This is a genomic window from Chryseobacterium sp. HNCC26DJ241 (assembly GCF_057180505.1).
Window position 1 is genome coordinate 23,992 of record NZ_JBXUGL010000026.1, and the last position, 21,901, is coordinate 45,892.

General features: G+C 32.1%; 22 protein-coding genes. 13 read left to right on the forward strand and 9 right to left on the reverse strand.

What is annotated here, in order from left to right:
- Nucleotides 1–211: 211 nt before the first annotated feature.
- Nucleotides 212–1,693 (reverse strand): T9SS type A sorting domain-containing protein, encoded by a 1,482-nt coding sequence (locus AC2A1C_RS12005; protein WP_484025960.1) that lies wholly within the window; start codon nucleotides 1,691–1,693, stop codon nucleotides 212–214.
- Between the two features lie 389 nt (nucleotides 1,694–2,082).
- On the opposite strand from AC2A1C_RS12005, the gene AC2A1C_RS12010 reads away from it, so the two are divergent.
- The 5 genes from AC2A1C_RS12010 to AC2A1C_RS12030 all read left to right on the forward strand — a co-directional run bounded on the left by AC2A1C_RS12010 (nucleotide 2,083) and on the right by AC2A1C_RS12030 (nucleotide 4,634).
- Entirely contained in the window at nucleotides 2,083–2,451 is a 369-nt protein-coding gene (locus AC2A1C_RS12010; RefSeq protein WP_484025961.1) for a hypothetical protein, read from the forward strand.
- A gap of 419 nt (nucleotides 2,452–2,870) precedes the next feature.
- Nucleotides 2,871–3,356 carry a hypothetical protein gene (locus AC2A1C_RS12015; RefSeq protein WP_484025962.1) on the forward strand — a complete coding sequence of 162 codons (486 nt, stop codon included), beginning with the start codon at nucleotides 2,871–2,873 and terminating at the stop codon, nucleotides 3,354–3,356.
- A 69-nt stretch (nucleotides 3,357–3,425) separates the two neighbouring features.
- Complete coding sequence (locus tag AC2A1C_RS12020) at nucleotides 3,426–3,821, forward strand: hypothetical protein (protein WP_484025963.1); 396 nt, start codon at nucleotides 3,426–3,428, stop codon at nucleotides 3,819–3,821.
- Nucleotides 3,822–4,092: 271 nt separating this feature from the next.
- The gene (locus AC2A1C_RS12025) at nucleotides 4,093–4,341 is read left to right on the forward strand and encodes a type II toxin-antitoxin system ParD family antitoxin (protein WP_484025964.1); all 249 of its coding nucleotides are present in this window, start codon (nucleotides 4,093–4,095) and stop codon (nucleotides 4,339–4,341) included.
- Entirely contained in the window at nucleotides 4,341–4,634 is a 294-nt protein-coding gene (locus tag AC2A1C_RS12030) for a type II toxin-antitoxin system RelE/ParE family toxin (protein ID WP_484025965.1), read from the forward strand. The genes AC2A1C_RS12025 and AC2A1C_RS12030 overlap by 1 nt, the downstream gene beginning before the upstream one ends.
- A 99-nt stretch (nucleotides 4,635–4,733) precedes the next feature.
- Here AC2A1C_RS12030 and AC2A1C_RS12035 read toward each other — a convergent pair whose 3' ends face one another.
- The gene (locus AC2A1C_RS12035) at nucleotides 4,734–6,725 is read right to left on the reverse strand and encodes a urocanate hydratase (RefSeq protein WP_484025966.1); all 1,992 of its coding nucleotides are present in this window, start codon (nucleotides 6,723–6,725) and stop codon (nucleotides 4,734–4,736) included.
- Between the two features lie 341 nt (nucleotides 6,726–7,066).
- Between AC2A1C_RS12035 and AC2A1C_RS12040 the strand changes: the two genes are divergently transcribed.
- The gene (locus AC2A1C_RS12040; protein ID WP_484025967.1) at nucleotides 7,067–8,059 is read left to right on the forward strand and encodes a 3-oxoacyl-ACP synthase III family protein; all 993 of its coding nucleotides are present in this window, start codon (nucleotides 7,067–7,069) and stop codon (nucleotides 8,057–8,059) included.
- 89 nt (nucleotides 8,060–8,148) lie between these two features.
- Complete coding sequence (locus tag AC2A1C_RS12045; RefSeq protein WP_484025968.1) at nucleotides 8,149–8,973, forward strand: SDR family oxidoreductase; 825 nt, start codon at nucleotides 8,149–8,151, stop codon at nucleotides 8,971–8,973.
- A gap of 49 nt (nucleotides 8,974–9,022) precedes the next feature.
- Here the strand turns inward: AC2A1C_RS12045 and AC2A1C_RS12050 are convergent, their stop codons facing one another.
- From AC2A1C_RS12050 to AC2A1C_RS12065, 4 genes are read right to left on the reverse strand one after another with little or no spacing between them, the layout of a single operon-like run.
- The gene (locus tag AC2A1C_RS12050) at nucleotides 9,023–9,307 is read right to left on the reverse strand and encodes a hypothetical protein (RefSeq protein WP_484025969.1); all 285 of its coding nucleotides are present in this window, start codon (nucleotides 9,305–9,307) and stop codon (nucleotides 9,023–9,025) included.
- A 40-nt stretch (nucleotides 9,308–9,347) separates the two neighbouring features.
- Nucleotides 9,348–9,743, reverse strand: coding sequence for a DUF1801 domain-containing protein (locus tag AC2A1C_RS12055; protein ID WP_484025970.1), 396 nt, complete (start codon nucleotides 9,741–9,743; stop codon nucleotides 9,348–9,350).
- Between the two features lie 12 nt (nucleotides 9,744–9,755).
- Nucleotides 9,756–10,094 carry an FEKKY domain-containing protein gene (locus tag AC2A1C_RS12060; RefSeq protein WP_484025971.1) on the reverse strand — a complete coding sequence of 113 codons (339 nt, stop codon included), beginning with the start codon at nucleotides 10,092–10,094 and terminating at the stop codon, nucleotides 9,756–9,758.
- Nucleotides 10,095–10,100: 6 nt separating this feature from the next.
- Entirely contained in the window at nucleotides 10,101–10,751 is a 651-nt protein-coding gene (locus tag AC2A1C_RS12065; protein WP_484025972.1) for a protein-L-isoaspartate(D-aspartate) O-methyltransferase, read from the reverse strand.
- 166 nt (nucleotides 10,752–10,917) lie between these two features.
- On the opposite strand from AC2A1C_RS12065, the gene AC2A1C_RS12070 reads away from it, so the two are divergent.
- The 6 genes from AC2A1C_RS12070 to AC2A1C_RS12095 all read left to right on the forward strand — a co-directional run bounded on the left by AC2A1C_RS12070 (nucleotide 10,918) and on the right by AC2A1C_RS12095 (nucleotide 17,284).
- Nucleotides 10,918–12,957 (forward strand): T9SS type A sorting domain-containing protein, encoded by a 2,040-nt coding sequence (locus AC2A1C_RS12070; RefSeq protein WP_484025973.1) that lies wholly within the window; start codon nucleotides 10,918–10,920, stop codon nucleotides 12,955–12,957.
- A gap of 125 nt (nucleotides 12,958–13,082) precedes the next feature.
- Nucleotides 13,083–14,045 (forward strand): Gfo/Idh/MocA family protein, encoded by a 963-nt coding sequence (locus tag AC2A1C_RS12075; protein WP_484025974.1) that lies wholly within the window; start codon nucleotides 13,083–13,085, stop codon nucleotides 14,043–14,045.
- 202 nt (nucleotides 14,046–14,247) lie between these two features.
- Nucleotides 14,248–14,688, forward strand: a complete 441-nt coding sequence (locus tag AC2A1C_RS12080) for a hypothetical protein (protein ID WP_484025975.1) — start codon at nucleotides 14,248–14,250, stop codon at nucleotides 14,686–14,688.
- Nucleotides 14,689–15,579 (forward strand): 3-hydroxybutyryl-CoA dehydrogenase, encoded by an 891-nt coding sequence (locus tag AC2A1C_RS12085; RefSeq protein ID WP_484025976.1) that lies wholly within the window; start codon nucleotides 14,689–14,691, stop codon nucleotides 15,577–15,579. It abuts the gene before it with no gap.
- A gap of 94 nt (nucleotides 15,580–15,673) precedes the next feature.
- Nucleotides 15,674–17,008 (forward strand): hypothetical protein, encoded by a 1,335-nt coding sequence (locus tag AC2A1C_RS12090; RefSeq protein ID WP_484025977.1) that lies wholly within the window; start codon nucleotides 15,674–15,676, stop codon nucleotides 17,006–17,008.
- A gap of 36 nt (nucleotides 17,009–17,044) precedes the next feature.
- Nucleotides 17,045–17,284 (forward strand): hypothetical protein, encoded by a 240-nt coding sequence (locus tag AC2A1C_RS12095; RefSeq protein WP_108411504.1) that lies wholly within the window; start codon nucleotides 17,045–17,047, stop codon nucleotides 17,282–17,284.
- A gap of 41 nt (nucleotides 17,285–17,325) precedes the next feature.
- On the opposite strand, the gene AC2A1C_RS12100 is transcribed toward AC2A1C_RS12095, so the two are convergent.
- The 3 genes from AC2A1C_RS12100 to AC2A1C_RS12110 all read right to left on the reverse strand — a co-directional run bounded on the left by AC2A1C_RS12100 (nucleotide 17,326) and on the right by AC2A1C_RS12110 (nucleotide 21,810).
- Nucleotides 17,326–17,733 carry an META domain-containing protein gene (locus AC2A1C_RS12100; RefSeq protein WP_484025978.1) on the reverse strand — a complete coding sequence of 136 codons (408 nt, stop codon included), beginning with the start codon at nucleotides 17,731–17,733 and terminating at the stop codon, nucleotides 17,326–17,328.
- 48 nt (nucleotides 17,734–17,781) lie between these two features.
- Nucleotides 17,782–20,181, reverse strand: coding sequence for a phenylalanine--tRNA ligase subunit beta (pheT, locus tag AC2A1C_RS12105; RefSeq protein ID WP_484025979.1), 2,400 nt, complete (start codon nucleotides 20,179–20,181; stop codon nucleotides 17,782–17,784).
- 129 nt (nucleotides 20,182–20,310) lie between these two features.
- On the reverse strand, nucleotides 20,311–21,810 hold the full coding sequence (locus AC2A1C_RS12110) for a WG repeat-containing protein (RefSeq protein WP_484025981.1): 1,500 nt from the start codon (nucleotides 21,808–21,810) through the stop codon (nucleotides 20,311–20,313).
- Between the last annotated feature and the right edge of the window lie 91 nt (nucleotides 21,811–21,901).

The following is a 21,901-nucleotide window of genomic DNA, read 5'->3' on the forward strand; positions in this document are numbered from 1 at the left end:
AAGTATCATTATTTGATACAAATATAATCAAATTATGATACTTAATTTTACTTTTTTGATATAATCTTAAGATCTATAAATTTTGTAAAATTTTCGTTTTAGGTCTTTTTAAAATTTTAGGTTTTCATTTTCCATTAAAAATGGAATTATTGCAAAAAAAATCAGAAGCAAATTGCTTCTGAGTTTTAGTATATTAATTTTTGTTATATGCTTATTTCTTAATAATCTTTTTGACAATCACATCTTTTTGATCATTAAGATTCATTTTTACGTTATAAATACCTTTGGGAAGATTACTTAAATTTAATTTATTAACATTATTTTCAGTTCTGATAATCTTACCATCTATTGAATACAATTCTACTTTTTGAATATTCTGATTAAAGTTAAGAACATCTGTAACTGGATTAGGATAGAACTCAAGTTTTTTAGACAAATCTTCAAAAGTTGAAAGTGTAGGTGATAAACTGAAACGCGCCATTAGTACATCCAAACCTTCATGACCGCATACATATATTTTACCATTACTTGTTAATGCAATATCATACATCATACAACCATTAGCATAAGCTTGTCTTGCAATTCCGTTTGTACCAAAAGTATTATCCAAATAACCAGAAGCAGTAACTCTTATTAAACCTATATCTTGATAAGAACCTGCCGTAACACTTCCAAGCAATAATATTTTACCATCGCTTTGCAATTTCATTGATTGTGGTGTATCATCAGAAGTTCCGATTCCAACACTAAAAATCCCATCTCCGTTAAAGGTATTATCTAAAGTCCCATTTGCGTTTAATCTTACAATGGCAAAATCATCTCTATTCGATGAATTAAAATATGCGCCCCCAATAATTATTTTATTATCGTTCTGAAAAGCAACTCCAATGGCATTATCATTATTTGGTCCTAATGTAATAGTTTGTTTTCCATCTCCACTAAATGTTGTGTCTAATGTACCATCGGTATTATACTTAACTACGGCAAAGTCTGCAGAATTTGAACTATAACTATAACCCGCCACAGCAATTTTACCATTATTACTAATAGCTATAGATTTTGCATAGTCATTATTACCTAAAACATCCGTTGTAACTTTACCATCTCCACTAAATGTTGTATCTAATGTACCATTTGTATTAATTCTCACTACAGCAATATCATTGTAGGAGCCTGTAAAAGAAGTACCCGACACCAATATTTTACCATCTGGCTGTATCGCAATCGACTCTGCAACATCTTCTCCCGTAGCAAAAGAAACTGTTAGTTTTCCAGTATTATTAAAAGTGGTATCTAAAGAACCATCAGCATTTAATCTTATAATAATAAAATCTGATCTGTTGCTACCATCATTCCAATATCCTGCCGCTATTATCTTATTATCCGACTGAATTTTCACATCATTTAAAAGTGCGTCCTGACCTCCAAGAGTTATAGAAGCTACTCCATTCACTCCAAAACTAGTGTCTAATTGACCCGCTTGAGAAAACCGGTAAAACTTAAATACTTTACTGTAATTGTAAGTACCGACAATTAAGTTTTGGTTAGAGTCTAGTTCTAAGCATGTTCCATAGGCTCCACTATTATATTTAAGATAACCCGAAGTCCCAAAACTTGTATCTAAAATACCATCATTTTGAGCGAAAAAGAAAGTTGAAAAAAGTGTAAGAAAATAAGTAAAAGTTTGTTTCATATTTTTTTTGTTTGCAAAAATAATTTTTTTTTCAAATTAAATGAGCAATTTATTATCATTTTTAGAAAATTGAAATTTCATATTGAAATATGGTAAATCCAATTAAATTTAACAGATTGGTTTTCCAAAATTTTTAATACCTCCGTTTTCGAGGTCAAGTTTGTAACTTCCAGAGTTTTACGGAAGAGATAAACAGAAGTGTTTTAAACCAACGGAGAAGTACGGAGGTTTATTTTATTAGTGCTTGTGAGTTTTGGAATGGTTGGGTGGTTTTCATTGATTTGGTTTTGAGATAATAAAATTTTTCTTTTTTCTGTGAAGTTTTGCTTTATTTTTTGATTTCTTATTTTTGTTGGTAATGAAAAATCTTTAGTATTAAAAAATTACAAATGATGAAATTTCTAAAAAATACAAAATCTTTAATCCTCCTGATTCTAATATACGGTTGTGATAATGGAAGAAAATTTAACAGTTCCGAGTGGAAAATGGAAACACCTACTTCATTAACCATAACTCGAAAAGAAATGGTAAAAGATTTAATTAAAAGCAAAATATTAACAAACAAAACCGATAAACAAATTGAGCAATTAATTGGTGACTCTGTAAGAACCAATTCTAAAACTTTAGAGATTTTTCCATCCACGAGAAAATATTGGGTTTACGAATCTATAGAAAATGAATATGGATTTATTTATATAGATTATGACCAAAATAGAGTCTCTAAAAAAGTAGAATATAAAACTGAAAAATCTGAATAAATTTTTACATAATTCCTGTATTGCTAAAAAACTCCCTTTCTATCTCATACTTTAAACCAAAGAAACTTTTTGAAGTTTTCCCACAACTTGCAGGGGACTTCAGAATTTCTCCGTTGGTATAAACAAAAGTGTTTTAAATCAACGGAGATGTACAGAGGTTTATTTTATTAGTGTTTGTGAGTTTTGGAATGGATTGAGCAGTTTTCATTGATTTGGTTTCAAAATAATAAAATTATTCTTTTTATGTGAAAATTACGAAAAAAAAATAATGTAAAATGCTAAAAATATGACATTTGAATAATTCAAAGCCAAAAAGTCATTTTATCTAATTGATTTAAGACATAATGACTGATAGCTTATATGCAAATAATTAGGTGTGATATTTGTCATGTATAGATTTAATTTTAAATTAAAATAATATGAAAAATTTCAACAATCTAATTACAGCGAATTCTAAACTTAAAACTATTCTCGCAGTATGGAATTCAGGAGAAAAAGGAAAATCAGAAAGTGTTAGACAATTTGCTAATTCTTTATTATTGGCATATCCGAATTACACTCCAATATATCCAGTCCTTACTAAGATTCCTACTATACATGATTTTAATTTAATTGTAGAAATAAATGGAGTTATTATAGGAATTGAAAGTCAAGGAGACCCAGGAACAAATTTAAAAAATAGATTAGTAGATTTAGTAACAAAATATAATTGTGATATTATTATATGTACTTGTAGAACAAGAGGAGAAACTGTAGCAGCTGTGGAAAACATTCATAATACTTATGGATTTCAAACAATTTGGACATCAACTTATCAAATCGCAGATAAAGCTCAACATACACTAGTTAATCAACTCAAAGGTGAACATATTTTAGAATTGATTCAAAACTTAAGATTAATCTAATAATAAAGCAAACAAAAAACCTGTTTTAACAAAGGTTTTCCCATATCTAAAAATTTTAAAATAATTATTATGAAAGCAAATGTACAATATAACGATTTTATAGGAAGCTCAGCAGCAGATATTTCAGACTATTTAGGAACAAAATATAACGATGATATTGAAAGTTTTGGAAAGTTTTTTAAAATTGATGAAGAAAGGTTCAAAGTTATAGGAATTTCGATTTATGGAGTTCAAGATCCTTATATCTCTTTATACTGCATTGATAAAAATAGAACTACAGAGTTCAAAGAACATATAGTGAAAATTTCTGTTCCTATTGAAGAAGAAGATCAAAAAGAAATTCTTGAAATTCTCTTCAAAAGATTGCACATTGTTTTACATTCAAGATTCGATGAAAAGTTTCCTAATCTTGACTATGATGAGGAAGCAAGATATTCAGATTTTCATGATACACAAGAAGGATAAAATAAGAATTAATTTTATAATAATTAACCTCCTTACAGCAAAAAACCTGCCTCACAGCAGGTTTTCCTATTTCAAAACTTTGTCAAAGATTTTAAACTTTGACAAAGTGGTCTAAAACAATCCCTCATCCACAAAATTCAGCAACTTTACTTTCATATTCAGTTTATAATGACGAAAATGTTGCCCGAATGTAAAACATTATTACCCAAATAAATTTGGAACAAGTACCAAAACTTGGTATATTTGATTTTAGAAATTAAATCATAAAGTGATGGCTAAGAATACTTCGATTTTATTGGGCGATTATTTCGAGAACTTTATTAATTCACAAATAAAAACCGGAAAATATTCCTCTGCAAGTGAAGTGGTAAGAGCCGCTTTGCGACTGTTTGAACACGAAGAAACCAAGAAATCCGAATTAATTAAAGAACTTAAAAAAGGAGAAAAATCTGGATTTTCAGAAAATTTTAATCGTGAAGCATTCAAAAAAAATCTGCATCAGAAATATTCTACCGAATAATGAAATACAAAATCAGTAAACAAGCTGAGATTGATTTAGAAAATATTTGGCTCTATACTTTTGAAGAATGGTCGTTGCAACAAGCTGATTATTATTTCGATTTGATAATGAACGAAATAGAATATATTTCTGAAAATCCAAAATCAGGAAAAGATTACAGCAATATTAGAAAAGGATATTTTCGTTCTAGGATCAAATCTCATTTTATATTTTACAAAATCAATCCAAAGGAAGAAAAAATAGAAATTATCCGCATTCTTCATCAACAAATGGATATTGATTCTCATATTTAAGAATGGCTAAACGAAATGATAGTTTAAAGATTTTAACATAAATTTCTACGAAAAAACCTGCGTTGATGCAGGTTTTATGATTTCAATTTGCGTCATCTATTACAATTCAAGCAATTCATCCGAAACAAAATTCGGCAACGTAACTTTCAGATTGGGTTCTGCTTCCATCGCTCGTTTAATGGCAAAAATTGCGCCTTCATTTCTTGCCCAGCTTCTTCGGGAAATTCCATTGTTCACATCCCAAAAAAGCATAGATTTTAATCTTCTGTCGGCATCTTCAGAACCATCCAGCAACATCCCAAAACCGCCATTGATGACTTCGCCCCAACCAACACCGCCTCCATTGTGGATAGAAACCCAAGTTGCACCTCGGAAACTGTCGCCAATCACGTTGTGAATTGCCATATCTGCGGTAAATCGGCTTCCGTCATAAATATTGGAAGTTTCACGATACGGAGAATCTGTCCCCGAAACATCGTGATGATCTCTTCCCAAAACTACGGGTTCTATTTCTCCGTTTTTAATGGCTTTATTGAAGGCTTCTGCAATTTTCATTCTGCCTTCCGCATCGGCGTACAAAATTCTTGCCTGAGAACCGACTACCAAATTATTTTCCTGAGCTCCTTTTATCCAAGTAATGTTATCCTGCATTTGCTGCTGAATTTCGGCAGGAGAATTTTTCATTAATTCTTCTAAAACTTCACACGCTAATTCATCGGTTTTTTGCAAATCTTCGGGTTTTCCGCTGGTACAAACCCAACGGAAAGGTCCGAAACCGTAATCGAAACACATCGGTCCCATAATATCTTGAACGTAAGAAGGAAATTTAAACTCTCTTCCCAACGTTGGATTTTCTGCCAAAACATCGGCTCCCGCTCTGGAACATTCCAAAAGAAAAGCATTTCCGTAATCGAAAAAATACGTTCCTTTTGCAGTATGTTTGTTTACAGCAGCAGCGTGTCTTCTCAAACTTTCATAGACTTTTTCTTTGAACAATTCCGGATTTTCCGCCATCATTTTATTGGATTCTTCAAACGAAATTCCGACAGGATAATAGCCTCCTGCAAAAGGATTGTGAAGTGAAGTTTGATCGCTTCCTATATCAATTTTTAAATTTTCTTCATCAAATTTCTCCCAAACTTCCACCACATTTCCGAGATAAGCCAAAGAAACGGTTTCGTTATTTTCTTGCGCTTTTCGGACTCTGGAAACTAATTGATCCAAATTTTCGTGGATTTCATCAATCCATTTTTGTTCGTGTCTGATTTTGGTAATTTTAGGATTCACTTCTGCACAAACTGTAACGCAACCTGCAATATTTCCAGCTTTTGGTTGTGCTCCACTCATTCCGCCCAATCCGGAAGTCACAAAAAATCCGCCTTTTGGAGATTTTTTAATTTTTCTGAAAGCATTGAGAACCGTAATCGTTGTTCCGTGAACAATTCCTTGTGGACCAATGTACATATAACTTCCCGCCGTCATTTGTCCGTACTGTGAAACTCCAAGTGCATTGAATTTTTCCCAATCATCTGGTTTAGAATAATTCGGGATCATCATTCCGTTTGTCACAACTACTCTTGGTGCATCTTTATGACTCGGGAATAATCCCATTGGATGACCAGAGTACATTACCAAAGTTTGTTCGTCTGTCATTTCGCTTAGATATTTCATCGTGAGAAGATATTGCGCCCAATTTTGGAAAACTGCACCATTTCCACCATAAGTAATGAGTTCGTGAGGATGTTGTGCAACCGCATAACTCAAATTATTCTGAATCATCAATTGAATGGCTTTTGCTTGCAACGATTTTCCAGGATATTCGGAAATGGGTCTTGCGTATATTTCGTAATCCGGACGGAAACGATACATATAAATTCTACCATATTTTTCTAATTCTTCTTTAAATTCCGGTAATAATTCGGCGTGAAATTTAGGTTCGAAATAGCGAAGAGCGTTTTTCAGAGCGAGTTTTTTCTCTTCTTCGTTGAGAATTTCTTTACGTTTTGGGGCGTGGTTAATCTGTGGTTCGTATGGTTTTGGTTGAGGTAATTCGGTTGGAATTCCTTGTTGGATTTGTTGTTGGAAAGTCATTACTTAGTTGATAGTTGTTGGTTGATAGTTGATGGCTTTTTTGTGGATTTAAAGATATTCAAAATAAAAAATATGAAGCAAATTGTAGACAAAGGAATTATAACATTATAAATAAGAATGTAGATATACTGGCAATAGAATTTAATAATTTTATCACTATTTCGTCCTATAATTTTCAAGATATATGGGTGACATTGATTTCAATTTACTATTTAAACCACTAAAATTGTGGCATTTATAAAATACCGCAAAAAAATATCTGTTTTTTTAATATTTTTCTAATAAATCTTGCTAACTTTGATTAATTTTTCAACAAACACTCACTTTCTAATATTGATTTAATGATGCTGAATTCTTCCAAAAAAATAAGAGCTTATATCAAAGGAACAGGCAGTTATGTTCCACCAAAAATTTTAAAAAATGATTTTTTTGAAGCAGTAGGCTCTTCTGATGAGTGGATTTTTAAAAATTTAGGAATCAAGGAAAGAAGAATTGTGGATGGAGAAGTAACCAGTGATCTTGCCTCCAAAGCTGCATTGAAAGCATTAGAAGGAACAGAAATTTCTCCAAAAGACTTGGATTTAATTATTGTTGCTACTTCCACTCCAGACAGACAGGCTCCTTCTACTGCTTGTTTCGTTCAGGAAAAAATAGAGGCTTTTCAGGCGGTTGCTTTTGATATTTCTGCAGTTTGTTCCGGTGGACTTTACGGAATTGCCATCGGCTGCCAATTTATAGAAACCGGAATGTATAAAAATGTTTTGGTAATCGGTGCTGATACATTTTCCTCCATTACCGATTGGGAAAGAAAAGATTCTGTGTTTTTCGGAGACGGAGCTGGTGCAATTTTACTTTCTGCAACTACTGAAGATAAAGGCTTTTTTGATTTTAAACTTCATGCAGATGGAAGAGGAAAATATCATTTTAATATTCCGGCTGGTGGTTGCGAAATTCCCGCTTCTGAAGAAACGTTGAAGCAAAGGCTTCATTACTTCCAAATGAACGGAAAAGAAGTTTTTGAAACGGCAACTCGGGTTTTACCGGAAGGTATTGAAGAAATTCTACAAGCCAATCAATTGACCAGTGAAAATGTGGATTGGGTAATTCCGCATCAGCCAAGCATTCGGATTTTGCAGGAAACTGCCAGAAAAACAAATATTCCTTTCGAAAAAGTAATGACCAATATGGACAAATATGCAAATACTTCCGGAGGAACAATCCCGATTGTTTTAGATGAAACCTATAAAAGCGGAAAAATAAAACCGGGAAATTTATTACTTTTTGCAGCAGTAGGTTCCGGTTGGACTTGGGGAACTGCACTTTACAAAGTTTAATTTGGTTATTGATTTTTAGAATTAAATATTTGAAACCCAATTAACAGATCACCATCAACCGACCACTATCAACTATCAACTAAAAAAATATGCTAAATAATCAAACTTTTCTTATTACAGGTATTGCCGATGAAAATTCACTTGCCATGAAAACGGCTGAAAAAATTCTTGAAAACAACGGGAATGTCGTTTGTACCGGTCTTGGTGTTACCCCATTTCACGGAAATATTTCACCAAAAGCAGAAGATTTTCTAAACAAAACTTATGATGATTTTCAAAATGCCTGCAAAAAAGTATTGGGCGAAAATGTGTATACCGCACCTCTAGATGTTACTTTGCCCGAAAGTTTGGATTTTGTTTCAGAAGAATTAAAAGAAAAAAATATCCAGTTGAATGGCTTTCTTCATGCTATTGCTATGGATAAAACCATTAGAAATAAATCGGTAAAACCAATGCTGGAAGTTACTCCGCAAGAATTTAGCGATACCATGAATGTTTCTGCATTTTCCCTGATTTCGCTTTCTCATGCTTTATTAAAAAATGGGGTTTTACAAAACGGTTCCTCAATAGTTTCTCTCAGCTATATAGCTTCAGAAAGAGTTTCGTTTTTTCCTTACATCAACATCAGTATTGCTAAAGCAGCTCTGGAAAGACTGACTTTGGAACTTGCCTATGAATTGGGAAAAAAATACGGAATTCGTGCCAATTCCATCAGATTTTCACCATATATGGGAAGCAAAGCAGGAAACGCAACTTTGAAAACAGAAGATGTACAAAGAGCGCACGAAATCAGCCCATTAGGAAATGCAACTCCCGAAGATTTAGCCCATGAAATTGTTCATCTTTTCCGCAAAGAAACCAGAATTACGGGCGAAATCCGACATGTAGACGGAGGTTATCATATTATGGGATAGTTTTCAAAATTTTATAAAAACAAAAGCCGGAAATTTTCCGGCTTTCTTATTAATCATTTTCTGATTCTTCTAAATTTTCGTGATTCTCTCCTCCAAGACTCCAATAATTATTTTCTTCATCTTCAGAACCTATAGCTTCCTGATCATCATCAAGTTCAGAACCCGGAACATCTAAGCTCATTTCCATATCAACATTTTCGGTATCGTTTTCCAGAGGTTCGCCATTTTCATCAAGAGCAATATGTTCTTCCTGATTGAAAATATCTTCACTTTTAGGATAATTCATTCTTTCTAAATTTCTATCCTGCTCTTTTATATTTTCTTCGGGTATCATATACTGAAATTTATGTACTTCTAAAAGTATAAAAAGTACATCATTTCAATCTTATAAGTTCTCCTTTCCGTTTTACAATATTTTTATAATCCCATTGAATTTCTCTAGATTTTTCGAGCCATCTTTTTAAATCAACTTCATCAATTTCATTCAAATTATTATAAAAAACAGATGCATCCTGAAATTTTTCTCCTTCTACATTTAGTTTTTCTTCACCAAAAGATTTTCCGCTCCAAAACATTAGCCGAATTCCTTTCTTTTGTTTGCTATACCCAACAATCGGATTTCCTTCCAGAAACCAAACCGGATGTCCGTGCCAGATTTTATTTTCAGCATCGGAAAGTTCTTTATCAATTAAAAATGAAATTTTCTCACAAATTGATTTATCAGAATTGGTTTGAACAATGTGATAATCTAAAATATCAGGATTTATCATAAATAGACTTTTTTAAGGTAATGGAATGGCCAATTTATAGCCGGATTCTTTTTCAAATTTTTCTTGCCAGTTTGCACCATATTTTTTTTGCATCAGATCCATTACTTTTTTATTGTGGGAATTGGATTCTTTAAGCTGAACAGGAGAAACCTCACAATCTGCAATTCTTTTTATTTTGAAACCGTACTTTTCTGTGACAGGATTTTCATCATTCAGATAATTAAAAGGAGCCAATTCTCCGTATATATAAAATGTAGGAAGCTCTGTATTCTTAGAAATTTCTAACTTTTTACATTCGATTTTCTTACAATTGAATAAGAAAATGAATACAAAAATTAAAGACCATTTCATAAAAAGCTATTTGTTAGTATTATTCAGCATTGGAACAAATTTATAAGCTCCAAATTCTTCTTTTTCGAATTCTTTTTCAGAAATTTTTGTAAATCTGTAAAGTATCTGTTCATCAGTTTTCCCTAAAGGAATTACCATTTTCCCTCCTATTTTTAGTTGATTCAATAATTCGATCGGGAGTATTTCAGCTCCGCAAGTCACAATTATTTTATCAAAAGGAGCAAATGTAGGCAGTCCGGCAAAACCATCCCCAAAACTTTGAAATTGTGGACGCAAATGAAGCTCACGAAGTTTTTTCTGTGAAAAATCAAACAAATCTTTTTGTCTTTCTACTGTATAAACCATAGCATCCATAGCTATGAGAACAGCAGTTTGGTAACCACAACCCGTTCCTATTTCCAGAATTTTTTCCTTTGCTTTCACCTCCAGAAGTTCTGTTTGTTCGGCAACTGTGGAAGGATGTGAAATAGTCTGATGTGCAGCAATCGGAAAAGCGCGGTCTTCATACGCAAAATCTTCAAAAATACTTTCGATAAAAAGATGTCTGGGAATTTCATTCATTGCTTTCAGAACATTTTCGTCAGAAATTCCGATTTTCTCCCGAAGATAATCCATCAGTTGTTTTCTTTTTCCTTTATGTACAAATGAATCCTGCATCTTACAAAAATAGGAATTTAGCTTTTAAATTTTTATAAAATACTGAACATTTTCAGATCTTCAATATTGCTTTTTATTTTCGAATTCTAATTGAAAATACCCGAATTCTAATCCATATGCAATTTAAAGAAAAAAGTATATTAAGTTTACACCAGAAAAGGCATTTATGAAAACAAAATTTATTTTTTTCGTTTTGTTTTGTACCATTTTCTTGGTACAAACAAACGCACAAGTAACACTGAAAAAAGATACCAGCTTTGGAAATAATGGTATGGTTGCATTTTCAACCAATTCATCAAATTTTTTATTTTCTAATGATAATAAAATTTATGTTTTCTTTGATAAAGCTCCCAACCCAAAAGTAATAAAACTTAATATGGATGGGACTTTAGATACCTCATTTTCTGTGGGTGGGGCTTTTATGCTTAATTCTATCTCTTCTAATCAAGTATGCAAAATGTTTCTAAATCCTAGTGATACCAGTTTTTATATTGTATATGGAAATAAATATTACTACAGCTACGAAGGTTATGAAGGAATAGAATCTGGAAACACTTTTGTTTATAAATATAAATATGATGGCACATTAGATAACTCTTTTGCAAATAATGGAGTTTTAGAAATACAGAACACCACCAGAATTACTTTAGGCGTATTGCATGATGGAAGTATATTGGTTACAAATAATAACTCCAATATTAGTAGCAAATATAGCTCAGCAGGAGTTTTAGATTCTTCATATTCTGTGAATTGGGGGACTAATAATTCTTATGAATCTCTTCCAAATATTATTTCTACGTCTAATAGCAATACAGATTATATACTTCATAATTCTAATAATTTTGCATTAACGAAAAACGAAAACAATCTCACTGTTTTTGCTATCAATGATAATGATCAATCCCTTTCTTCTGTTGAATTTTCTGTAAACACTGATGGTACTTTACAAACAATAAAAGATTATACGACTGTATCAAATATTGTATATGACAACTACTATCTGATAGGTTATGATCAAAATGGAATTTCTAATGGAGGTACTTTGATTGGATCTTCTACATCGGGATCTCCTTCAAGTTCTGGAACACAATATTACTATAACAGTCCTTTAAAAATAAAAAACAATTATTTCTTTATAGAAAAGCAATACCATTTTGATAGTGGATCTTCTTATTTTACAAAATCTTTAAAATCAATTTCTTCACTTGCACCATTTTCTTCACAAAATATCAATGGACAATCACAATTTACAGATGAAGGAATTTTGGATGATATTCAGAAAATAAAAACAAAGAATAACGCTTTGTATGTTCTAAATGGTTTTTCTCTGCTAAAATATAACTTAAGCAGTACTACAGAAGTAAAATTAGACCTCAGTACCGGAACTAATGCAGACGGCAGTTTTATGTCTACCAATTCTGTTCAGGATACCGATTGGTTGTATATGCGTCCTGACGGAACTTTGGAAACTCCTATAACAAGAGAAGCCTATTCTGGTTGGTCATTTCCAACTTTAGCAGATGGAACACAAAAAAGTATTTGGCTTTCCGGAGTGAACGATACTTCGTTTGATGGATATTACAATTACATCACCCAATTCTTTACAATTCCTGCTGATGCTACTGATGCAAAACTCAACTTAAGAGCCCTCGCTTTTGTAAGAAACTGGGTATATTTGGTAAAAGATAATGGTGATGGAACTGTAACCGAAACTGAAATTGCCAAAACGGCTTACATGTCGGATGGTGCAAAAGGTTGGTTAAATAGCAGAAATCCTCTAGTTACAGATTTGCCGATTGCTCCGGGAAAATATTTTATCAAAGAAAAAGTATATACCAATAATTCTTTGATCCGACAGTCCATTAATGTAAATGCAAATGTTACCTACACTTCTGCAAATCCAACTCCGATTGTTGGTGGATTTTATTACAGAATGCAAAACCCGACATTATCTACACAAGATAATACAAAAACTGAAAATCTAGAAATATACCCTAATCCTGCAAACGATTTTGTAACCATCCAATCTCACGAAGACATTCTTTCTGTTGATTTGTATGATATGAACGGAAGACTATTGTCAAAAACGCAAAATGATAAAGGAAAATCAATAACTATTAATGTTGCTCATTTTTCCAAAGGCAGTTATGTAGCAAAAATTACCACGAAAAAAGAAACCCTATCTAAGAAAATGATCAAGAAATAAACCACAAACAGATGAATCTTAGCCTTGCAAAATATATTTGCAGGGCTTTTTATTCTTTTATCTTCAGCAATTCCGATTTCTAAAATAGAACATCTTTTATTATCTTTACGAAAATTAAAATTTCTATGCTGAAAGCAGGTTTGGTAGGTGCCGGTCACCTCGGGAAAATTCATTTAAAACTTTTAAATCAGTCTGAAAAATATGATTTTGTAGGTTTCCATGATAAAGATACCGAAAATGGGAAAAAATTGGAAGCCGAGTTCGGTTACAAATATTTTGAAAATTTCGATGATTTGCTCGATCAGATTGATATGCTTGATATCGTAACACCAACGGTCTATCATTACGATTATGCACTAAAAGCCATAGAAAAAGGTCTTCATTTTTTCATTGAAAAACCGGTAACACAAACTCTACAACAAGCGGAGGAAATTTTATACAAATGCCGTGAACACGGAATAAAAGCACAGGTTGGTCACGTTGAACGATACAATCCTGCTTTTATAGCGACCAAAGAATACATTCAGAATCCGATGTTTATTGAGATTCATCGTTTGGCAGAATTCAATCCGAGAGGAACGGATGTTTCCGTGGTTTTGGATTTGATGATCCATGATTTGGATATTTTGCTGAGCATTGTAAAATCCAAAGTAAAAAATATCCACGCAAGTGGTGTTTGTGTAGTAAGCAAAACTCCTGACATTGCCAATGCAAGGATTGAATTTGAAAATGGCTGCGTTGCCAATCTTACAACTTCCAGAATTTCCATGAAAGCAATGCGAAAATCAAGGTTTTTCCAGCAGGATGCTTATATTTCTGTAGATTTTCTGGAAAAGAAAGCCGAAGTAATCCGAATGAAAGATGCTCCGGAAAATCCGTCTCCTTTCGATATGATTATTGAAAATTCTGACGGCGAAAAAAATCAGATCTTATTTGAATATCCTAATATCCAACCGAATAATGCAATTCTGGATGAGTTGAATTCTTTTGCTGATGCCATTACCGAAAACAAAAACGTTGAAGTTTCTCTGGAAGACGGAACTGAAGCATTGAAAGTAGCTTTGGAAATTATGAAATTGATTTCTTAATTTGAATTATATTTTCTCATTTTGCTTTCAATCCTTTTCGAGGGGATGAAATAAAATTTTATTTAAAATCATACTTCAAGTATACTATAACATATTGTTTCCATTACAAAAACTTAAGCTATTTATTATTTGCTTAAATAAAAAATGGTTTAATATTTTCTGAATAAGTAGTATATTTAGAAATCAAATACTTTTTGAAAAAATGAAAAAAATATTTTTGCTTATAGGAATCTTTTCGTGCATATTGATTTTCTCACAAAAGAATAAAAATTATATAGCCATAAGTTATTCCAGTGTATGTTGCGGAACACCTTCTGATGAACCTGTTATGAATTTTATTGCTAATTTTCAGAAAAAAAATAAGCTCAAAACATTTGAAATTTTACTTGAATCCGGACTCGGAAAAGAAGGAGAACATCGTTTTTACATTGGTACAGATCAGTTGAAAAAAACGACTTTGAGTAATTTCCAAAAAGGACTAAAAGAAGTGATAAAGAAACAAAATGACCTGAAAGAACAAAGTTCAGGAAATGTAATCATGGATGAAGCCTTTATCTCCCAAAATGAAATAATCACCTTACAAGAAAAGCCACGAACAAGAATCAGCAAAATATCAACTTATAATTATAATTCAAAAAAATAAATGAAAAACATCATTGTTATCGGTGCCGGAACTATGGGAAACGGAATTGCCCACACATTTGCACAAACAGGTTTTAAAGTAAATTTAGTAGATGTAAAACAGGAAAATCTGGATAGAGCTTTAAAAACCATCACTATAAATCTGGACAGAATAATCGCAAAAGGCAATCTAGCTGAACAACAAAAAGCCGAAACTCTTGGAAATATTACCACCGTTACCAATATTGAAGACGTTGCAAAAACGGCAGATCTAATAGTAGAAGCCGCAACCGAAAATCAGGATCTGAAACTTAAAATTTTTGCTCAGATCGATCAATTAGCTCCGGAAAACTGTATCCTCGCAACCAATACTTCTTCTATTTCCATCACAAAAATTGCTTCCGCTACAAAACGTCCCGACAAAGTAATCGGAATGCACTTTATGAATCCGGTTCCGATTATGAAATTGGTGGAAATCATCAAAGGCTACTCTACTTCTAAAGAAACTTTTGACACCATTTACGAAATGTCTAAAACTCTTGGAAAAGTTCCTGTGGAAGTGAACGATTATCCCGGATTTGTTGCCAACAGAATTTTGATGCCGATGATTAATGAATCCATTGAAACTTTATACAACGGAGTTGCAGGTGTGGAAGAAATAGATACTGTGATGAAACTTGGTATGGCTCATCCAATGGGTCCACTTCAATTGGCTGATTTTATAGGATTAGATGTTTGTTTAGCAATTTTAAACGTAATGTATGACGGCTTTAAAAATCCGAAATATGCCCCGAATCCGTTACTTGTAAATATGGTAATGGCAGGAAAATTAGGTGTAAAATCAGGAGAAGGTTTTTATGATTATTCTGAAATTAAAAAAGCAGAGAAAGTTTCTAAAATGTTTTCGAAATAAACGGACTTATTTAATGAAAAAATTAACTTTGTCGAGAGAATTTGAATCTTGACAAAGTTTTTTATTTAATGTCATTTATGCGAAAAAAGTAACTATGATTTTCCAAAGATCTAATCGAAAAAAAGAAAAATTTATTCAAATTTTCTTGATAATCATTACTTTAGCAATGATCATTATACGCTTTTTGCTGAATGAGAAAGGAAGAGTGAGCCCGGATTCTATCCGATTTATGCGGACATCAAAAGTTTTCCCGGTCATTGATAATACCATTACTCCGCTTGGATATCCGCTTAGTTTAAAATTTTTTACAATTTTTGGTTTGGATGAATTCTGGGCAAGCAAAATTATTGGGATTCTGGCTTATTTATTTATCATTTGGTTTGCATGGAAAAAGAAATTTTATCTGAAAGAAACCATTTTGATCGGAGGTTTGTTCAGTTATGTTTCCATATATTCATTTACAATGAGCGAATCTCTGATTCTCCCTTTTGTATTTGTTTTCCTATATATTTCAAGAGAAATTATTATTGGAAATCTAGAAAAAATCAAAGCAATTTTTTATCTCAGTCTGATTTTAATTTTATTATACAATATTCGGTATAGCGCACTATTTTTCATTGGAGGATGTTTTGTTTATGGAGTTTTAAACTTTAAAAAGAAGTATTCAAAACCATTTATTATTTCTTCGCTAATCGGATTTTTGTTTGTGGTTTTATATAAGTTTTTATTCATTGACAATTTTAATGAAAACTATGTAAAACAGGTTTTACAAATTGGTTTGCATTCTACTTCAAAACTTTTATTAGAATTATTTCAAGGTTTAGCCACCAGTTTCAATCCGTTTATTCACATGGCAAATCCCAGTGGCGGAATCTTAAATATTGGAATTTATGGAATTGGTGTTCTCAATATTCTTTTAATGGCATTTCTTTTCATTAAAAATAAATTATCCGAAACTGAAAAATGCCTTGTTTTCATAGGAGTGATTGGAATTGTATGTTCGTATTTTATACAATACTTTTATTCGGTGAATGCGTTAGATTATCGTCTTTTGTCACCTTTTATTCTTTCGATATGGATGGTTTATTTTAAAAAACTTTATCAGATTTTTGGAAAATTGACCTACGGAATTACAGTTCTGAGTTTAGTAGTAGGATTCGTTTTTACATGGCTTTCCAAAGGAAATTATCTGGAAAACAGAAAGCAAATGGATAAATTTTTGGAATCTGAAAATATGAAAAATATTCCCCTGAAATTTTACACCACCGAAGAAGAAGATCTTGATAAAATACAGGTTGCAGAATTGATAAGCACTATTAATCCTAATCTAAAGCTCACTTTCAAACCGGAAGATACATTGAAAAAAAACGTCCTGACTGAGCATAAAGTTTTACGAAAAATTAAAATTGACAAGAACAAATATCAATAAAATTATTATCTTTGATAAAGTTTAAACATTAGAAAAATGAAATTACCGAAGTTTTTATTAGCTGACAATTCAGAATTTCCTGAAGATTTATTTGTAGTACATACTGAATATCCGCGTTTTATCCTAAATGTGGAAGAAGAAGAAGTGGAATGGCTGGATGATTTGGAAGGCGATGATGAAGAAACCATGGCCGATGAAGCTACAAAAGTAGTAGAAGCTGCTTTCAAATGGTGCGATGAAGAGCTCGCAAAATATGATGAAGAAGACGAAGACTAATCATATATAAAAAGGAACTCCAAAAGAGTTCCTTTTTTACTTTATTCTGTTTTATTGAATTTCATCAACAGTAGATTGTCTTTGTACAGTTCCAAGACATTTCCGTTTACGATATATTTATTTGCTTGTGAAAGCATTAGCAGAAAATTATTTTCTACACTCATATTATCACAGGCTTTCTTGGTAGAAGCTACTTTACTTGCTGCAAAATTTCCTGCAGTAGCTTCAAGCATTACTTCGCCAAAATAATTATTGCATCCCGCATTTCCACTTATTTTTCCACTTTCAATTTTAAGCGTAGGAACTGTTCCTCTTACATTATCACTTAATGCCCAATTGGTATCCACAATAGACGGTTGCGAATTTCTTGCCTTAGGTTTGGAAGTAGCAACTGATGAACAAGAGGTCAAAATTACGGCTACCAATATGCTTAAAAAAAGTTTTTTCATATTTTTCAAAATTAGAAGGGAATCAAATTTAAGCATATAATTCGACTTTTAACGCAATTCCGCAGAAAATTCCTTCTCAAAAGATTTGATGAGAGCATTCATTACTTCGGAAATTTCTTTTTCTTCTAAAGTTTTTTCCTCATTCAGAAGTTCAAAACTCAAAGCATAGGATTTTTTTCCTTCAGGAAGGTTTTTGCCTTCATATACATCAAAAAGACTGATATTCTTCAGATATGGAGATTTATTTTTCCTTGCGGTTTGGTATAATTCTGCATAGGTTACATTTTTATCCAACAATAACGCCAAATCTCTTCTGATTTTGTTGAATTTCGGAATATCCACAAACTTCAGATTTTCCTGAGAACGAAGTTTTTGAGCAGTTTCCAACTCCACTTCGGCATAGAAAACTTCTTGGTCAATATCATATTCTTTCAAAAGTTTTGGAGAAACTTTCCCAATTCTTGCAACTGTTTTTCCATTAGACAAAAGTTCCAAAGCATCAGAAAAACGATCATCTTCCAAAGATTTTTCCTCCAATTCGATGCCTATTTTTTCTAAAAGAACTTTCACATATCCTTTCAAATAAAAGAAATCGGTGGCAGATTTTGGCTGAAGCCAATTTTCGGAAACCTCTCTTCCGGAAGTTACAATTGCCAATTGTTTTCTTTCTTCGTACTTTTCTCTTTTATGGTAAATTTTTCCTAATTCAAAAAACTTAATATCAGGATTTTTTCTATTGATATTGTATACTGTGTTTTCTAAAAGTCCTTCCAATAAAGATTTTCTCATAAAAGCTAAATCTGAACTTAAAGGATTGAGAAGTTTTACGGCATCCGTTTCGTCTTTTACCGAAGTCAAGGAATTGTTCATTACTTCACTGAAACCATTGCTTTGCAAGGTTCTCGCCCATGAATTTTCAAGTTCATCCTGATCGTTGAAACTCAGCTTTACAGGTGTAAATGAAATTTTCTGAGGAGCATCAATTTTATTATATCCGTAAATTCTCAATATTTCTTCGATTACGTCTATTTCTCTCGTAACATCTGCTCTGTACGCAGGAACAGAAATTTCCAAACCATTTTGAATTTCATTCAGAATACTGATTTCCAGAGATTTCAAAATTTCTTTCACTTTTTCTCTGTGAATTTTAGTTCCTAAAATCTGTTCTATTTTGGAAAAACGAAGAATAATATAATGATCTTTTACTTTTTTCGGATAATGTTCCAGAATCTGACCTACCAATTTTCCACCTGCAATTTCCTCAATCATTTTGATAGCATGAGTGATGGAAGTTCTGGTATTATTCGGATCTACACCTCTTTCAAAACGGAATGAAGCATCGGTATTCAGTCCGTGAGATTTTGCAGCTTTTCTCACAGCTACCGGATTGAAATACGCACTTTCAAGGAAAATGGTTTTCGTATTTTCAGAAACTCCGGATTCTGAACCTCCGAAAACTCCGGCAATACACATAGGTTTGTTTTCTCCGTCTTTAATCATAATTTCAGAGCCGTTCAAAGTTCTTTCTACTCCATCCAAAGTCGTGAATTTTGCCCCTTCTTTTAAAGTTCCAACTTTTACGGTTTTTCCTGAAATTTTTTCTGCATCAAAAGCATGCAAAGGCTGTCCCAGTCCATGCAAAATATAATTGGTGATATCAACAACATTATTGATAGGACTTAAACCTATTGCTTTCAATCTGTTTTTCAGCCACTCCGGAGATTCTTTTACTTCCACATTTTCAATGACAGCTCCTATATATCTTGGGCAAAGCTCATCGTTTTCCACTTCTAATTTGAAATCGTGTTGTCCTTCAATTTCGATAGGTTTTGAAGCAATTTTTGTAAATTGTGATTTCATATCATTGGAAATCAAAAATGCATTCAGATCTCTTGCAACACCATAATGCGACATTGCATCGGTTCTGTTTGGCGTCAAACCAATTTCGAAAACCTGATCGTTTACAAGTTCAAAATAATCTGCAAATTTTTTCCCAACTTCATACTTTTCAGCATCCAAAACCATAATTCCGCCATGATCGTCACTGAGACCTAATTCATCTTCGGCACAGATCATTCCTTGAGAAACTTCGCCTCGGATTTTTGCTTCCTTGATTTCAAAAAAACTTCCGTCTTTTGCATATATCTTTGTTCCAACTACAGCAACAGGAACAGTTTGTCCTGCTTCCACATTCGGAGCTCCACAAACGATATTTAGGATTTTACCTTTTCCAATTTCTACGGTCGTTTTCTTTAGTTTGTCAGCATTTGGATGTTTTTCGCAGGTCACTACTTTTCCTACTACAATTCCTTCAAGGCTTCCTTTTACACTTTCAAATTTTTCGATTCCTTCCACTTCCAGACCTATGTCTGTAAGATATTCTCCTATTTTATCAGGTTTCAGTTCGGTTTGGATATAGTCTTTCAGCCAGTTATTTGAAATTTTCATTTTTTTAATTTGATGTTTGAAATTTGAAATTTGATATTCCAAAGTCGTTTGCGTACGCAAATATCAGGATTTTTTAAAGAATAGAAAAATTGAGAATTTGAAAAAACTATAAACCATAAATATAAATCATCATTTTTTTGGATGATCTGATGGTGCATTCTCACATCCAATTACACATTTACCATCTTTATTTATTAAAAAAGTCTTGTCATTAATTTCTACTTCTGCCAGTCCGTCTGCCTCAAAATCTTTAGAAAAATCATAAATACAGGGAATTTCTAATGTTCCTTTTTCATTAATGAATCCCCACTTTCCATACATATTTACACGAGCTCTATTTTCTTTAAAAACACTCGCAGAATCATATTTAATTTCTATTACTATTTTCCCAGACTTGTCAATAAAGCCATACTTCTTATTTAGTCCAACCAAAGATTTACCATTACTAAAAGGACCTGCAGAATCATAGATTTGTGGTATTATTTCATTTCCGGAATTATCAATAAACCCGAATTTAATACCGCCATCTGCATATCCTAAACTGCTAACTGCAGCCAATCCCTCAGAAAAATTTTCAGCATTTGCAAAAACGAAAGGTATCTTTTCTTTTCCTTGTCTATCTAAAAATCCATATTTACCATTCAACAGAACGCGTACCAATCCTTCAAAATAAGTTTTTCCATTATCATAACTTGAAATATAATTATACTTTATAGGAATAACCACATTGCCTGATTCATTTATAAAACCAAAATTATTTTTGAGCTTTACCAAAGACAAACCTTCATTAAAATTAGCAGCAGAATCATAAACTAAAGGTACTAATTCTTCACCCGTACTATCTATAAAGCCATATTTCCCATTTAGCTTTACTAATGCAAGTCCCTCATTAAAAGGATTGACCCAATCATATTTTATTTCAGAAATTTTTTTCCCTTTTGTATTGATAAATCCATATTTTTCTTTTTGCTTCACAATAGCAAAACCTTCAGAAAAACCATATGCTTGATCATACTTCGGAGAAATTATTTCATTTCCATTTTTATCAATATATCCGTATTTATGGTTGTCCTCTATTACCGCAAAACCCTCTGAAAAATATGAAATCTCATCATACTTTGGTCTTACAATTTCTTTGCCTGATTTATCTAAAACACCCCATTTGTTATCTTTTTTCACAATCATTAAACCATCTTTGAATCTTGTGGCATTATCATATAAAGGAGGTTTAATTTCTTTTCCTGATATTTCTATGAAACCATATTTTCCATTTTTTCTTACTTTGGCCAAACCTTCATAGAACAACCATACAAAGTCATAATTCAGGATTTTTATTTCAGACAAATCTTTACTAATAATTCCAAATTTACCAGATGTAAGTGAACAAAGAGCAAAATCATTATTGAAATTTGTTATATAAGCAATATTTCTCAGATTTTGTAAAATTTTAGAATCTTCAGCTTTTTCATCTTTACAGGAAACAAAATATTTCATACATTTTGTTGCTTCTGATATTTCGTTATTTTCTATTGCAGTTGTCATCTGGTCAAGAAATATAGAACAATCTTGAGCATTACATAATATCAGTGAAAGTTGTAAAGTAAAAAAACAAATAAATTTCTTAATCATATTTATTACCTTTTTTAGATTTAATAAAAATATTAAAGAATATGGATATCACCAAAGTTTTAATTCCGTTAAAATAAAAAATAGAATCGAT

Bases quoted from the DNA above. Each gene is read 5' to 3' on its own strand.
- AC2A1C_RS12075 (WP_484025974.1), top strand. From the start codon at position 13,083: ATGCTGAAAGCAGGTTTGGTAGGTGCCGGTCACCTCGGGAAAATTCAT.
- AC2A1C_RS12055 (WP_484025970.1), bottom strand. From the start codon at position 9,743: ATGATAAATCCTGATATTTTAGATTATCACATTGTTCAAACCAATTCT.
- AC2A1C_RS12005 (WP_484025960.1), bottom strand. From the start codon at position 1,693: ATGAAACAAACTTTTACTTATTTTCTTACACTTTTTTCAACTTTCTTT.
- AC2A1C_RS12025 (WP_484025964.1), top strand. From the start codon at position 4,093: ATGGCTAAGAATACTTCGATTTTATTGGGCGATTATTTCGAGAACTTT.
- AC2A1C_RS12010 (WP_484025961.1), top strand. From the start codon at position 2,083: ATGATGAAATTTCTAAAAAATACAAAATCTTTAATCCTCCTGATTCTA.
- AC2A1C_RS12070 (WP_484025973.1), top strand. From the start codon at position 10,918: ATGAAAACAAAATTTATTTTTTTCGTTTTGTTTTGTACCATTTTCTTG.
- AC2A1C_RS12015 (WP_484025962.1), top strand. From the start codon at position 2,871: ATGAAAAATTTCAACAATCTAATTACAGCGAATTCTAAACTTAAAACT.
- AC2A1C_RS12090 (WP_484025977.1), top strand. From the start codon at position 15,674: ATGATTTTCCAAAGATCTAATCGAAAAAAAGAAAAATTTATTCAAATT.
- AC2A1C_RS12110 (WP_484025981.1), bottom strand. From the start codon at position 21,810: ATGATTAAGAAATTTATTTGTTTTTTTACTTTACAACTTTCACTGATA.
- AC2A1C_RS12050 (WP_484025969.1), bottom strand. From the start codon at position 9,307: ATGATACCCGAAGAAAATATAAAAGAGCAGGATAGAAATTTAGAAAGA.
- AC2A1C_RS12100 (WP_484025978.1), bottom strand. From the start codon at position 17,733: ATGAAAAAACTTTTTTTAAGCATATTGGTAGCCGTAATTTTGACCTCT.
- AC2A1C_RS12080 (WP_484025975.1), top strand. From the start codon at position 14,248: ATGAAAAAAATATTTTTGCTTATAGGAATCTTTTCGTGCATATTGATT.
- AC2A1C_RS12085 (WP_484025976.1), top strand. From the start codon at position 14,689: ATGAAAAACATCATTGTTATCGGTGCCGGAACTATGGGAAACGGAATT.
- AC2A1C_RS12035 (WP_484025966.1), bottom strand. From the start codon at position 6,725: ATGACTTTCCAACAACAAATCCAACAAGGAATTCCAACCGAATTACCT.
- AC2A1C_RS12040 (WP_484025967.1), top strand. From the start codon at position 7,067: ATGATGCTGAATTCTTCCAAAAAAATAAGAGCTTATATCAAAGGAACA.
- AC2A1C_RS12060 (WP_484025971.1), bottom strand. From the start codon at position 10,094: ATGAAATGGTCTTTAATTTTTGTATTCATTTTCTTATTCAATTGTAAG.
- AC2A1C_RS12095 (WP_108411504.1), top strand. From the start codon at position 17,045: ATGAAATTACCGAAGTTTTTATTAGCTGACAATTCAGAATTTCCTGAA.
- AC2A1C_RS12045 (WP_484025968.1), top strand. From the start codon at position 8,149: ATGCTAAATAATCAAACTTTTCTTATTACAGGTATTGCCGATGAAAAT.
- AC2A1C_RS12030 (WP_484025965.1), top strand. From the start codon at position 4,341: ATGAAATACAAAATCAGTAAACAAGCTGAGATTGATTTAGAAAATATT.
- AC2A1C_RS12020 (WP_484025963.1), top strand. From the start codon at position 3,426: ATGAAAGCAAATGTACAATATAACGATTTTATAGGAAGCTCAGCAGCA.
- AC2A1C_RS12065 (WP_484025972.1), bottom strand. From the start codon at position 10,751: ATGCAGGATTCATTTGTACATAAAGGAAAAAGAAAACAACTGATGGAT.
- pheT (WP_484025979.1), bottom strand. From the start codon at position 20,181: ATGAAAATTTCAAATAACTGGCTGAAAGACTATATCCAAACCGAACTG.